This is a genomic window from Aeromonas sp. s2, from assembly GCF_040907935.1.
GTDB classification, from domain to species: Bacteria; Pseudomonadota; Gammaproteobacteria; order Enterobacterales; family Aeromonadaceae; genus Aeromonas; species Aeromonas dhakensis.
This window is the reverse complement of the sequence record NZ_JBFOCR010000021.1, coordinates 35817-48435: the sequence shown is the minus strand read 5'-3', so window position 1 is coordinate 48435 and position 12619 is coordinate 35817. Positions and strand designations below refer to the sequence as shown.

The following is a 12619-nucleotide window of genomic DNA, read 5'->3' as shown; positions in this document are numbered from 1 at the left end:
GTTAAGCCCGCCCCGGCAGTTGGTCGATAACTGACCAGATGTATGGCGCCGAGGGCGAAGATATGCGCATCGATCACTACGACCTCCAGGGGGAGGTGCAATACCAGCAACAGCAGGCCCAAGCCCGCAAGGTGCGCCGGCTCGGCCCCGTGCCGCCAGCCAGCCAGGTGCAGTCCCCTGCCACGGCGCCGGCGGACTCTACACCTGCTGCTGCCGGCGGCGGCAGCCAGCTCACCTTCACCCGCAGCAGCCTGCTGACGCTGCAGATGGCCAGCCGCAGCGCCGCCGGTGCGGTTCAGAGCGCTCCTGAACCGGCGTCGGCCAAGTCCACCGAGACCGGCAAGAGCGAACAGGATGGCATCCCTAACGACGGGCTCGACAATCGTCAGCGGCTCATCAAGCTGATGATCGAAGCCATGCTGGGCCACAAGATAGAGCTGCCGGAGCCCATCAAGCCGGCCGAGCAGGGCGCGGAGGGGGTGAGTGCCCCGACGGGTGAGGGGGCCCAGCCCGCCGCCGAGCCGGATCAGCTGGTGGAGGTGACCGACAGCCTGCTGCAAAAAGAGCAGCTCAACGTGGTGGCGGCGGCGAATGTGCAGACCCAGGATGGCCAGAACCTGCAGCTGGATCTGGGTTTTGTGCTGGACTGGCGCCAGCTCGACATCAGCCAGCGCCGCACCACCCTCAATGCCTTAAAGGATCCGCTGGTGCTCAGCCTGGACGGCAAGATAGCCGGCCTGACCGACGCCCGGGTCAATTTCGACCTCGATCAGGATGGCAAGGCGGACAGCCTGCCCGGCCTGAGTGAGGGGAGTGGCTTCGTGGCGCTGGATCGCAACGGCAACGGCACCATAGATGACGGCGGCGAGCTGTTCGGCGCCCGCTCCGGCAACGGGTTTGGCGAGCTGGCGACCCTGGATGAGGATGGCAATGGGGTGCTGGACGAGCGGGACAGCCAGTTCTCGGCGCTGCAGTTCTGGCAGCCGGACCAGTCACCCATCGCCCTGGTGGAGCTAGGGATAGGAGCCATCCTGCTGCATCCCCTCGACACCCCCTTCAACCATCTGGGGGAAAACGGCAATCAGGGGGTGTTGCGCCAGTCCGGCCTCTATGTGACCGAGCAGGGCAAGGGAGGCTGGGTGCAGCAGGTCGACCTGCGGGTCTGAACCCTGCGCCCGCATGGCAAACCCGGCCGCTTCACCATCAGCGACAAGAGCCTGACTCAGTTCAGCTCGGTGGGGTCTATGTCGAGGCTCCAGCGTACCCGCTTGGTCTCGGGCCACCCCTCCAGCTCCTTCACCGCCCAATCCAGCAGATGGGCCAGTGGCGCCCGGCTCGGCCCCTGCACCAGCAACTGCATGCGAAACTTGCCCGCCTTGCGCTCCATGAAGCCGCTGATGGGCCCCAGCACCTGCACATGTGGGTAGCGGGCGCTGCGCAGGGTGTCGGCGAGGCGGGCGAGGAACAGCTGCACCTCGTCGCGGCCGTTGGCCTCGGCCCGAAACAGCCCCTGATAGCTGAACGGGGGCAGCCCCAGCAGGCGGCGCTCCTTCAGCGCCGTGTCGGCGAAATGGCCGTAGCCATTCTGGGTCAGGTCCTGCAGCAAGGCGTGCTCGGGATGGTGGCTCTGCAGCACTACCAGCCCCGGCTTGCTGGCGCGGCCGGCGCGGCCCGCCACCTGGGTGTAGAGCTGGGCCAGCTTCTCGGCGGCGCGAAAATCGGCGCTGAACAGGGCGCCATCCACATCCAGCAGCCCCACTAATGTCACATCCGGGAAGTGGTGGCCCTTGGCCAGCATCTGGGTGCCGATCAGGATCTTGTACTTGCCCGCCTTGATGTCGCCGAGGTGGGTCTCCAGCTCCCCCTTGCGACGGGTGTTGTCCCGATCGATGCGCACCACCGGATATTGCGGGAACACGGTGCCGAGCAACTGCTCCAGCTGTTCGGTGCCCACCCCGGAGCCGATCAGTTCGTTGCAACCACACTCGGGGCAGTGGTGGGGCAGCGGACGCACGCTGTCGCAGTGGTGGCAGTGCAGCCGTCGCCCGGCCTGGTGCCAGGTGTACCAGGCGTCGCAGCGCTCGCAGGCGGCACTCCAGCCGCACTGGTGGCAGATCAGGGCCGGCGCATAGCCGCGGCGATTGAGAAACAGCATCACCTGGTTGCCGGCCGCCAGATGCTCCGCCATCAGCTGCTCCAGCTGGGGGGAGAGGCCGGCCTGCAGTCGCACGTTCTTGATGTCCAGGATCACCTGGCGGGCGGTCTGGGCGTTGCCGGCGCGCCGGGTCAGGCTGAGGTGGTGATACTTGCCGCTGCGGGCGTTGTGCAGCGTCTCCAGCGACGGGGTGGCCGAGCCCAGCAGGATGGGAATGCCGGCACGGTGGGCGCGCATCACCGCCAGATCCCGCGCGTGGTAGCGAAAGCCGTCCTGCTGCTTGAAGGAGCCGTCGTGCTCCTCGTCGATGATGATGATGCCGAGGTCGTGAAACGGGGTGAACACCGCGGAGCGGGTGCCGATCAGGATGGCGGCACCGCCGTCGCGGCAGGCCAGCCAGGCATCGAGCCGCTCCCGATCGTTCATGGCGGAGTTCATCGCCACCACGGGTACGTTGAAGCGGCGGCGAAAGCGGTTGATGGTCTGCGGGGTGAGGCCTATCTCCGGCACCATCACCAGCGCCTGCTTGCCCGCCTTGAGCAGGGGCTCGAGGATGCTCAGGTAAACCTCGGTCTTGCCGGAGCCGGTGATGCCGTCCAGCAAAAAGGCGCCGAACCTGTCGCTCTGGCTGGTGACGGCAGAGACCGCCAGCGCCTGCTCACCGTTGAGACGCAGCCCCTCGCCCGGCTCGAAGCGGGCGGCCCAGTCACCCTCATGGCTTGGCTCCAGCGAGCGCTTCTCCAGCAGCCCCTTCTTCTCTAGCGAGGTGAGGGCGGCACTCTGGATCTCCTCCTGCTTGAGAGCGGAGGGGGTCTGCGGCCCCTTGCGCAGCAAGGCTAGGGCCTGCTGCTGCTTGGCCGCCCGCTTGAGCTCGTTGAGATCGACCGCCATGCCGGCCTCGGTGGCGAACCAGTACTCCAGCTCCCGATAGGCGGCGGGCTCCCCCTTGCGCACCAGCACCGGCAGGGCGTGGGGCAGTACCTCCCCCAGGGGATGCTGATAATAGCTGGCACTCCAGTTCATCAGCGCCAGAATATCCGGCCCCAGCACCGGCGCTGCGTCCAATACCCGCTTGATGGGTTTGAGCTTGTTGCGCGATACCTGGCTCTCGGCCGGGTGATCCACCACCAGTCCGACCAAGGTTTGCGGGCCGAACGGGATCTCGACCCGGCAGCCGGGGGCAGGCAAGGGCAGGGGGGAGAGATAGTCGAAATGACGGCGTAACGGCACCGGCACAGCCACACGAACCAGATCCAGCGTTTGGGAAGAATTCACCAGAGATTGCCTATTTTTTCTGCGAAGCCACTTGCCTGATCTCAGGCATTTCCTATATTATTCGCAGCCTTTGAAACTGTGTTCAACAATCGTGTGGTGTCCGACAGAAGATCGGATGGCGACACGGCCTATTACTTTGAGGTTGTCCATGAAAGCTGGTATCCACCCTGACTACGTAGCCATCACCGCCAAGTGCTCTTGCGGTAACGTCATCAACACTTTCTCTACCGTTGGTAAAGATCTGAACCTGGACGTGTGCTCCGAGTGCCACCCGTTCTACACCGGCAAGCAGAAAGAAGTTTCTAGCGGCGGCCGCGTAGACAAGTTCAACAAGCGTTTCGGTGCGATGACCACCAAGAAGTAATTTTACTTCTGAAGAATTCTGAAAAAGGCGCCCAATGGGCGCCTTTTTTATTGGTCGGCGTTCTGTCAGGGCCCGCTTTGCCCTATGGTGGTGTGGTTGACGAGGGATGCAGAGCAGGAGCGAGTGAATGAGAAATTGTCTGGTGATGGGGGCGGCGGGTTACATAGGTTCTTACTTGGTGCCCCATCTGCAGGAGCTGGGTTATCGGGTGATTGCCGGGGCGCGGCGCCCCTGCCGGCTGCCGCCCGGGGTGGAGTTTCGCCTCGCCGACAGCCTCAAGCCCATCACCCTGTTGCCTGCGCTGGCGGGCATCGACACCGTCTTCTATCTGGTGCATGCCATGGGAGCGGGGGCCGACTTTCACCGGCTGGAGCAGCAGGGGGTGAAGAACTTCGCCGCAGCCGCCCGCGCCGCCGGGGTGCGCCGCATCATCTATCTCGGCGCCATCCAGCCCGAACCCTGCAACAGCCGCCATCTCAACTCCCGCCGTCACTGTGGTGAGCTGTTTCGGGGCGCCGGCGTGCCGACGGTGGAGCTGCGCGCCGGCATCATCATTGGCCCCGGCTCGGCGGCGTTTGAGGTGATGCGGGATCTGGTGTTCAACCTGCCACTGATGGTGACCCCCAAGTGGGTGCGTTCGCGCACGCCGCCGATTGCACTGTCCAACCTGCTGCACTATCTGGGCGGGCTGGTGGAGGCCGACGGGGTGGACGGCCAGATCTTCAACGCCGCCGGCCCCGAGCTGCTCAGCTACCAGCAGCAGTTGCAGAAGTTTGCCGCCCATATCGGCAAGCGCTGCCCCATCATTCCCATCCCCTTCCTGAGCCCGCGCCTCTCCGCCTGGTGGCTGCAATTCGTCACCTCGGTGCCGCAACCTGTGGCCAAGGCGCTGGTGGGCGGCCTCAAGCACGACATCCCGGCCGACGACGGCCCGTTGCGGGCCCTGCTGCCGCAAACCCTGCTCAGTTTCGACGAGGCACTGGCGGAGAGTCTGGCTCTGGAGCAGCGGCTCGGCGCCGAACAGCAGGGGGAGGAGACCCCGCTCGGCCTGCGCTGGCGCCATCCCGAGTACGGCTTCTATGACCGCACCGCCAGCGGCGAGGCCCTCAGCCTCGCCGCCCCCGAGGTGGTGTGGCAGGTGCTGCAGCAGCTGGGGGGCGAGCAGCGCTACTTCTACATGAACCAGCTGTGGGTGGTGCGTGAATGGATGGATCACCTGATCGGCGGCCCGGCGCTGACCCGTGGCCGTACCAATCCGGATCGCTTCGTGAAGGGGGACATGCTGGACTCCTGGCAGATCCTCGGGGTGGACGAGGGGCGCAGGCTGGATCTGCTGTTCAACATGCGGGCCCCCGGTGTCGGCCGGCTGGAGTTCAACATACTGCCGGAGGAGTCGGGGCTGACCCGGCTCAAGGTGACGGCCCACTGGCATCCGCAGGGGGCCTGGGGGCTGGCCTACTGGCTCGCCATGCTGCCGTTCCACCTTTTTATCTTCCAGGGGATGACGGAGGCGATCGCCCGGAAGGCGGAGGCCAGGGCGGGAATCCCCGTCATGGATTGAAACCATATCTATAACTAAATAGGTATTGGTAAGTGGTGTGACATGCTAATTACTGGCTTGTCATTGGCGGGTTGGCGATACTTTCCTCTGTGAAAGCCCGGTGGTTTTCTTTATGATCCCCAGCCCTCGCCCGTGGGCGAGCCAATGCACCACTCATTCACTACCGTATCGGGGTCCCCCATGTCCGATCAGCAGCACGATCTCCGCCAACAGGCACTCGACTACCACGCCCAGCCCGTGCCGGGCAAAATCGCCATCGCCCTCACCAAGCCCGCCGAGACCGCCCGCGATCTGGCACTGGCCTACAGCCCGGGCGTCGCCGAGCCGGTGCGCGAGATCGCCGCCAACCCGGCCGATGCCTACCGTTATACCGGCAAGGGCAACCTGGTGGCCGTCATCTCCAACGGCACCGCCATCCTGGGGCTGGGCAATCTGGGCCCGCTGGCCTCCAAGCCGGTGATGGAGGGCAAGGCCCTGCTGTTCAAGCGCTTTGCCGGCATCGATGCCATCGACATCGAGGTGAAGCACGACACCAGCGCCCAGTTCATCGACACGGTCGCCGCCATCGCCGACACCTTCGGTGGCATCAACCTGGAAGACATCAAGGCCCCCGAGTGCTTCGAGATTGAACAGGCGCTGATCGAGCGCTGCGACATCCCGGTGTTCCACGATGACCAGCACGGCACCGCCATCGTCACCGCCGCCGGCCTGCTCAACGCGTTGGAGGTGCAGGGCAAGCAGATTGGCGACAGCCGCATCGTCTGCATGGGGGCCGGCGCCGCCGCCACCGCCTGCATGGACCTGCTGATCAAGTGTGGCGCCAAGCCCCACAACATCTTCATGCTGGACCGTCAGGGCGTGATCCACTGCGGTCGCACCGATCTGAACCAGTACAAGCAGCGCTTCGCCAACGACACCCCTCTGCGTACCCTGATGGAGGTGATGGACGGGGCCGACGTCTTCGTCGGCGTCTCCGGCCCGGACGTGCTGCCTGCCGAGGCGGTGGCGCTGATGGCCGCCAACCCGGTGATCTTCGCCTGCTCCAACCCGGATCCCGAGATCAAGCCGGCGCTGGCTCACGCAGTGCGCGGTGACCTCATCATGGGTACCGGTCGCTCCGACTACCCGAACCAGATCAACAACGTACTCTGCTTCCCCTTCATCTTCCGCGGTGCCCTCGACGCCCGTGCCAGCCGCATCAACGATGCCATGAAGATTGCGGCGGTCGAGGCGATCCGTGGTCTGGCCAAGGAGCCGGTACCGGCCGAGGTGCTGACCGCTGCCGGCGTCAGCGAGCTCGCCTTCGGCAAGGATTACGTCATTCCCAAGCCGATGGATGCCCGTCTGCTGCCGCGCGTCGCCCGCGCCGTGGCGCTGGCAGCGGTGGAATCCGGTGTTGCCCGCATCGCCCTGCCGGCGGACTACATGCTGGGTTGAGTCACGGCAAGCGCGCAGAAAACAGAAGGGGCCCCATCTCGGGGCCCCTTTTCATTACGGGAAGCTTGCTGGTCGATTACTTGGTCTTGGGAGCAACCTTGACGGCCGGCGCCTTGGCGTGGGCAGCCTTGTGGTGTTTTTTCACGACCTTGGTCTGGGTAGCCTGGGGAGCGGCAGCCTTGGTCGGGGTGGCAGCCATGGTGAAGCCGGAGGTCAGGGCGAAGACAGCAGCCAGGCTCAGGGGGATCAGCTTGTTCATATTCCAGTTCCTCATTCGGGTTGATGACATGGAGCGTTTCTCCATGACTTCATCCTAGGGCTGTTCCGCCTGTGGTTCAGTGAGTGACTGGTGACGGTTTGTATCCAAATGTACAGGCAGCATCAGGCAGAAACGGGCACCGCTGCTGCTTGGCAACAGCTGCACCTCGCCGCCGTGGTGGCGGGCTATGCTGCGCACTATGGCCAGCCCCAGCCCGGCACCACCGGTGCGCCTGTCGCGGCTCTGATCCAGCCGCACGAAGGGCTCGAAGATCTGCGGCGCCAGTGCGGGATCGATGCCGGCGCCGTCGTCGGCTACCTCCAGCAGATAGTGATCCTGCTGACGCGCCATGCTGAGGGTCACCCGGCCGGCGGCGTGGCGCAGGGCGTTGCCGATGAGGTTCTCCAGCGCCCGATCCAGCAGACGAGTATCGCCGCGCCAGGGCAGGGCCATGGCCGGGCGCACAAAGTCGAGCCGCTTGTCCGGCCGCAGCGCCTGCCAGTCGGCGAGACGGCTGCCGGCCCAGCTGCCAAGCTCCAGCTCGCTGCACTGCAGCGGCAGCTCGGGGCGATCGAGCCTGGCGTAGGTGAGCATCTCCTCGATGAGGGCATCCAGCGCGCCGAGATCCCGCTCCAGCCCCTGCTGCTCCTCGGCCGAGGGGGCGGGATCCAGCATGGCGAGCCGGTAGCGCAGCCGCACCAGCGGGGTGCGCAGCTCGTGGGCAATGGCGTCGGTCAGCTGCTTGCGGCTGGCCAGCATGGCCTGCAGCTGCTCGGTCATCTGATCGAAGGTACGGCCGACCCGGCCCAGGCTGCTGCCGGGGGGCAAGCGGGTGCGGCAGGAGAGATCCCCGTCACCGACCCGGCGGGCGGTCTGTTCGAGCTGCTGCAGGCCGCGCCAGTGCGGGCGCAGCCAGAGCAGGATCGGCAGCCCCAGCGAGAGACCGATGGCCAGCAGCAGTCCCACGTCGACCCAGTGCAGCTCGTGCAGGTAGGAGAGATAAGGCACGGGGCCGACGATCAGCACCTGATCTGTGCCCGGAATGCGCTGCAGGAAGGTGTCATCCTCCTCGACGATGACGATGTTGCCGGCCTCCAGGAAGGCCTGATCCTCGTTGGCCAGCGGCTGGTTGGCGAGGGCGCCGATCTGCAGCGGCAGGGTGAGCTGGCGGCTCTGCTCGGCCATGCGGGCGGGCCAGTGCTCCGGTGGCAAGCGGGCCAGCTCACCGGTGAGCAGGCCGAGGGAGCCCTGCATCATCCGCTCCAGATAGCGATCTCCCGCCCGCTCGGCGGTGACCTGATAGACCATGCCGACCAGCAGGATGGCCAGGGTGAAACAGCCGATCAGCAGCAGATAGAACTGGATAAACAGGCGGCGCATCGGGGCTCTCCTCTTGCCTGGATTGCGTCTGGGCATTGCCTTGTTGCCCCCTCATCCCCAACCCTTCTCCTGCAAGGGGAGAAGGGAGCATCAAGGTCATTCGGTGGGGCTTATTCCCAGGTGTGGGGCACCAGCAGAACAGAAGATAACTCTTCTGGCGCACCATATTGATCCAGATCGAGTTGTTGCTGTCATTCCCTGGCTTCTGGTGTGCAGGCGTGTGAGACACCAGCTCATTCCCAAGCCTGGGGTACTAGTAGATAACCCTTCTGGCGCACTGTCTTGATGCGGGTCGGGTTGCTGGTGTCGTCCCCCAGCTTGCGGCGCAGGCGGGAGATGGCCACGTCCATGCTGCGATCCTGGCCGTCGTAGTCACGGCCGCGCAGGCTGCGAAACAGCGCCTCCCGCCCCAGGATCTGGCCGGCGTGGCAGGCCAGCTCCCACAGAAGGTCGAAATCGGCGGTGGAGAGCGGAATGCTGTCGCCGTCGAGGCGCACGTCCCGGCCCGGCCCATCGATCTGCAGCCGGCCGAACTGCAGGCGCTGGGGCGGCATGCCGGCGACCACGGGTTGCGGGGCCTGCTGTCCCTGCTGGCGGAACTGGACCCGCAGCCGGGCCAGCAGCACGGGGGGCGGCGTGGTCTTGAGGATGTAGTCGTTGGCCCCCAGCTCCAGGCTCAGGATCTGGTTCATGTCGCTGTCGAGCGAAGTTAGCATGACGATGGGACCGGCAAAGCGCGGGCGCAGATCCCGGCACAGGGAGAGACCATCCTGACCCGGCAGCATGATGTCGAGCAGCACCAGGTCCGGCTGCTCGGCCTCGACCCTGGCCAGCGCCAGATCGCCCCTCGGCTCCAGCAGCACTTCCATGTCGTGGCGGGCCAGCCAGCTGCTGATGAGCTGGCCTATCTCGGGATCATCTTCAACAAAAAGAATGCGTTGCATGGTGGCATGACACCCAGACTGTGGCGCGGATGCGCGTGCCGCCAGCATAGCGGCTCCGGCCGCCCCATGCACTGGGATAAATAATCAAACAGGGCCCGCGGGCCCTGTCTTGTCTTGCTGGTCGAGCGGGGAGCTGTGCCCCGGCGGCATCAACCCGCCTTGCGCTTGAGATAGACCCCGGCCTCCATGTGGTGAGTCCAGGGGAACTGATCGAACAGGGCGAAGCGGGCGATCTCGTGGGTTTCGCCCAGCACCGCCATGTTGGCCTGCAGGGTCTCGGGGTTGCAGGAGATGTAGAGGATGTTGTCGTAATCCTGCACCAGCTTGACGGTGGCGTCGTCGAGGCCGGCCCGGGGCGGGTCAACGAAGATGGTGTTGCACTGGTAGGCGGAGAGATCGACCCCCTTGAGGCGATTGAACTCCCGCTCGCCGCGCATCGCCATGGTGAACTCCTCGGCCGACATGCGCAGGATGATCAGGTTGTCGACGCCGTTGGCGGCGATGTTGAACTGGGCGGAATCCACGCTCGGCTTGGCGATCTCGGTGGCCAGCACCTTGCTAAAGTTTTGCGCCAGGGCGATGGAGAAGTTGCCGTTGCCGCAGTAGAGCTCCAGCAGGTCGCCCTCGCTCCCCCTGGTCACGTCCAGCGCCCAGCCCAGCATCTGTTCGTTGATGGCAGCGTTGGGCTGGGTGAAGCTGTTTTCCACCTGCTTGTAGACCAGCTCGCGGCCCTGCACGGTCAGCCGCTCGATGACGAACTCCTCCCCCAGGCAGATCTTCTGCTTGTGGGCGCGGCCAATCAGCTGCAGTTCGAACCCCTTGGCCCGCAGGTCGGCCTGCAGCGCTTCGGCGGCCTGCTGCCACTCGCTCTCCAGCTTGCGATGGTAGAGCAGGCTGACGCAGATCTGGCCGGACTGGGTGGAGAGGTAGTCGATCTGGAACAGCTTGCGGCGCAGCACGGGGTGCGGGCGCAGCCCCTCCAGCAGCACCGGCATCAGCTGGTTGATGAGGCGGCTGGCGGTGGGGAACTGATCGACCCGGATGATCTCCTTGGTGGCCGGCGCATACATGCAGTGGTACAGGTCGTCACCGTCGTGCCAGATGCGAAACTCGGCGCGCATCCGGTAGTGTTCGGCGGGGGAGGCGTGCACTTCCAGCGCAGGCAGGGTGAAGTCGGCAAACAACCCGCAGAGGCGCTCGCGCTTCTCGTCGAGCTGGGCCTGGTAGTCGGCCGGGGTTCGAAGGGGCGCCGGGTCGGCGGAAACCTGCTGGGATTGGGTCATGATTTACCTCACATGCACACCGGTCTGGCCGGGACGAAATCGGGGGAAGCCTGCGGCCACCCAAAGGGGCCCGATTTTAAAAGGCCGCTGCGGATTGTCCAGCATTTTGTGGTCAAGAAGTGTGCAGTCAGGCCGATAGCTGATCTACAGGCATGGTGGGAGGACACATTATGCAGATCGACGGAGTGGGCGCGGCCCAACCCAAGGGAGTGGGTGTTGCTCCCAAATCGCCCCAGCAGGCGGAAGCAAAGCAGACCAACAACGAGGATGAAGTCTCGTTGCACAAGGCGCCGAAATGGGCGCAGGTGCTGGTGCAGCAGGCGCTGCAGTTCGCGCTGGAGATCAACGGCCAGGGCTACAAGGCGCCCAAGGCACAGGATCAGCCGGAGGCGGTGACCCCGGATACCCTGTTCGACTTCCAGTCGGTGGCCGACAACGTGCTGCAGTTCGTCACCGGCCGGCTGGGGGCTGCCCGGGCCGACGGCAAGTCGGACGACAGCCTGACCGGCATGATGGAGCAGGCCCGCAAGGGGGTGGACAAGGGCTTTGGTGACGCCAGGAAACAGCTCGGCGACTGGGCAGACAACGAAGACATCAAGACCGGCATGGATCAGAGCTACAAGCTGATCCAGGAGGGGCTCGACCAGTTCGAGAAGGAGTTCTTCGGCAAGGTTTCCACCACCGACATGGGCCAGGCCGAGATGGCCAGCCGCCAGCAGGGCTCGCTGGAGATCCAGACCAAGGATGGCGACAAGGTGGTGCTGCGCTTCAACGACAGCTGGCAGACCAAGTCCCAGAAGGATGACAGCGGCAGCCAGTTCAGCCTCAAGTCGAGCCAGAGTTTCAGCTTCTCGCTGGAGGGCAACCTGAGCAGCGAGGAGATGGACTCCATCGGCAAGCTGGTCAAGGGGATCGACGATCTGGCCGGCAGCTTCTTCTCCGGCAATTTCGACGACCTGTTGAAGAAGGCGGGCGAGCTGAAGCTGGATGACAGCCAGCTGGCCTCCTATTCGCTCAAGCTCAAGCAGAGCCTCAAGCTGAGCCAGACCTATCAGGGGGCGCACTCCCTGCAGGAGATGCTCAAGCCACTGGCCGACTACCTGCCCAAGCTGGATCAGGTGCAGCAGCAGGCGGATGCCCTGTTGCCGGCATCCCAGCAGCAGGCGCTGACGCCAGCGGTGCTGGCGGCCCGTGGCCAGAGCGATCCGGCCCAGGTGGGCAGCTTCACCAGCTTCAACCAGCGGATGCTGGATGCGCTGCGGATGATCGGCCAGTTCCAGCCGGCGACGGATGCCAGCAGCAAGAGCGTCTGAACCGTTTCGAATCGAGGACCATGACCGGCCGTTTGCCAGCTCCTGCGGGGGCTGGCAAACTGGCCTTTTTCCCGATCCGGCCAGCCCATGAACCCGAAAAAGCCCAGAGACAAGCGCGAGCTTTGCTACCCCTTCATCTTCGAAACCCAGTTCCAGTGTGACTACGAGATCGCCACCGACGAGCTCTGCTGCCAGGTGGGCGCGGTGTTGTCACACCTGGCTCCGGATGCCGAGCTTGCGCCCATGCAGGCGGATCTCGCGGCGCTGCAGCGGCTTATCTACAACCTCAACGGCTCGGTGCGCGGCAGGCTCGGCATCTTCGAGGAAGATCTGGCGTGGCTGAAGGGGCGTTACGATCACTACAACGAGGCGAGTCGCGGCCGGGTCACCGGTTTCGTGCTGCCGCAAGGGCCGCAGCCGATCCCGACCCTGCACCTGTGCCGCTGCGGCAGCAAGAAGGTGGTGCGGCTGCTGGTGCGGCTGGAGGAGAGCGGGGTGCGCTTCGACCCCATCCTCTATCGGTTCGCCAACCTGCTGGCCAACTTCTTCTTCGTGCTGACCGTCTACCTCAAGCAGCTGTGGCAGGTGAACGAGGTGCCCTACGTCAGCATCAACTACTGAATACGGCCAAAAAAGCTTTTGTTTTTC

General features: G+C 64.9%; 11 protein-coding genes. 6 read left to right on the top strand and 5 right to left on the bottom strand.

What is annotated here, in order from left to right:
- Positions 1 to 38 precede the first annotated feature (38 nt).
- The gene (locus tag AB5Y81_RS17585; protein ID WP_017781276.1) at positions 39 to 1166 is read left to right on the top strand and encodes a hypothetical protein; all 1128 of its coding nucleotides are present in this window, start codon (positions 39 to 41) and stop codon (positions 1164 to 1166) included.
- A gap of 56 nt (positions 1167 to 1222) precedes the next feature.
- Here the strand turns inward: AB5Y81_RS17585 and priA are convergent, their stop codons facing one another.
- The gene (gene priA, locus AB5Y81_RS17580) at positions 1223 to 3430 is read right to left on the bottom strand and encodes a primosomal protein N' (RefSeq protein WP_279485125.1); all 2208 of its coding nucleotides are present in this window, start codon (positions 3428 to 3430) and stop codon (positions 1223 to 1225) included.
- Positions 3431 to 3578: 148 nt separating this feature from the next.
- On the opposite strand from priA, the gene rpmE reads away from it, so the two are divergent.
- The 3 genes from rpmE to AB5Y81_RS17565 all read left to right on the top strand — a co-directional run bounded on the left by rpmE (position 3579) and on the right by AB5Y81_RS17565 (position 6792).
- Positions 3579 to 3794: a 50S ribosomal protein L31 gene (gene rpmE, locus AB5Y81_RS17575; RefSeq protein ID WP_005306787.1), complete on the top strand. Its 216-nt coding sequence runs from the start codon at positions 3579 to 3581 to the stop codon at positions 3792 to 3794.
- Between the two features lie 127 nt (positions 3795 to 3921).
- Positions 3922 to 5355, top strand: coding sequence for a DUF2867 domain-containing protein (locus AB5Y81_RS17570; protein WP_054543723.1), 1434 nt, complete (start codon positions 3922 to 3924; stop codon positions 5353 to 5355).
- 180 nt (positions 5356 to 5535) lie between these two features.
- The gene (locus AB5Y81_RS17565) at positions 5536 to 6792 is read left to right on the top strand and encodes a malic enzyme-like NAD(P)-binding protein (protein ID WP_124249531.1); all 1257 of its coding nucleotides are present in this window, start codon (positions 5536 to 5538) and stop codon (positions 6790 to 6792) included.
- A gap of 76 nt (positions 6793 to 6868) precedes the next feature.
- On the opposite strand, the gene AB5Y81_RS17560 is transcribed toward AB5Y81_RS17565, so the two are convergent.
- The 4 genes from AB5Y81_RS17560 to trmA all read right to left on the bottom strand — a co-directional run bounded on the left by AB5Y81_RS17560 (position 6869) and on the right by trmA (position 10658).
- Entirely contained in the window at positions 6869 to 7051 is a 183-nt protein-coding gene (locus tag AB5Y81_RS17560; RefSeq protein WP_010635722.1) for a hypothetical protein, read from the bottom strand.
- A 54-nt stretch (positions 7052 to 7105) separates the two neighbouring features.
- The gene (gene rstB / locus AB5Y81_RS17555) at positions 7106 to 8431 is read right to left on the bottom strand and encodes a two-component system sensor histidine kinase RstB (protein WP_279485126.1); all 1326 of its coding nucleotides are present in this window, start codon (positions 8429 to 8431) and stop codon (positions 7106 to 7108) included.
- Positions 8432 to 8664: 233 nt separating this feature from the next.
- A complete protein-coding gene (gene rstA, locus AB5Y81_RS17550) occupies positions 8665 to 9375 on the bottom strand; it encodes a two-component system response regulator RstA (protein ID WP_279485127.1) in 711 nt (236 codons plus the stop codon).
- A 149-nt stretch (positions 9376 to 9524) separates the two neighbouring features.
- Positions 9525 to 10658 carry a tRNA (uridine(54)-C5)-methyltransferase TrmA gene (gene trmA / locus AB5Y81_RS17545; protein WP_279485128.1) on the bottom strand — a complete coding sequence of 378 codons (1134 nt, stop codon included), beginning with the start codon at positions 10656 to 10658 and terminating at the stop codon, positions 9525 to 9527.
- Positions 10659 to 10828: 170 nt separating this feature from the next.
- On the opposite strand from trmA, the gene AB5Y81_RS17540 reads away from it, so the two are divergent.
- Both AB5Y81_RS17540 and AB5Y81_RS17535 read left to right on the top strand, forming a co-directional pair.
- The gene (locus tag AB5Y81_RS17540; protein ID WP_010635726.1) at positions 10829 to 11971 is read left to right on the top strand and encodes a DUF5610 domain-containing protein; all 1143 of its coding nucleotides are present in this window, start codon (positions 10829 to 10831) and stop codon (positions 11969 to 11971) included.
- 87 nt (positions 11972 to 12058) lie between these two features.
- On the top strand, positions 12059 to 12592 hold the full coding sequence (locus AB5Y81_RS17535; RefSeq protein WP_279485129.1) for an ATP--cob(I)alamin adenosyltransferase: 534 nt from the start codon (positions 12059 to 12061) through the stop codon (positions 12590 to 12592).
- Positions 12593 to 12619 lie beyond the last annotated feature (27 nt).

Coding starts and splice junctions, on each gene's coding strand:
- AB5Y81_RS17585 (WP_017781276.1), top strand. CDS start 39: ATGTATGGCGCCGAGGGCGAAGATATGCGCATCGATCACTACGACCTC.
- trmA (WP_279485128.1), bottom strand. CDS start 10,658: ATGACCCAATCCCAGCAGGTTTCCGCCGACCCGGCGCCCCTTCGAACC.
- AB5Y81_RS17540 (WP_010635726.1), top strand. CDS start 10,829: ATGCAGATCGACGGAGTGGGCGCGGCCCAACCCAAGGGAGTGGGTGTT.
- AB5Y81_RS17560 (WP_010635722.1), bottom strand. CDS start 7,051: ATGAACAAGCTGATCCCCCTGAGCCTGGCTGCTGTCTTCGCCCTGACC.
- AB5Y81_RS17570 (WP_054543723.1), top strand. CDS start 3,922: ATGAGAAATTGTCTGGTGATGGGGGCGGCGGGTTACATAGGTTCTTAC.
- AB5Y81_RS17535 (WP_279485129.1), top strand. CDS start 12,059: ATGAACCCGAAAAAGCCCAGAGACAAGCGCGAGCTTTGCTACCCCTTC.
- AB5Y81_RS17565 (WP_124249531.1), top strand. CDS start 5,536: ATGTCCGATCAGCAGCACGATCTCCGCCAACAGGCACTCGACTACCAC.
- rstB (WP_279485126.1), bottom strand. CDS start 8,431: ATGCGCCGCCTGTTTATCCAGTTCTATCTGCTGCTGATCGGCTGTTTC.
- rpmE (WP_005306787.1), top strand. CDS start 3,579: ATGAAAGCTGGTATCCACCCTGACTACGTAGCCATCACCGCCAAGTGC.
- rstA (WP_279485127.1), bottom strand. CDS start 9,375: ATGCAACGCATTCTTTTTGTTGAAGATGATCCCGAGATAGGCCAGCTC.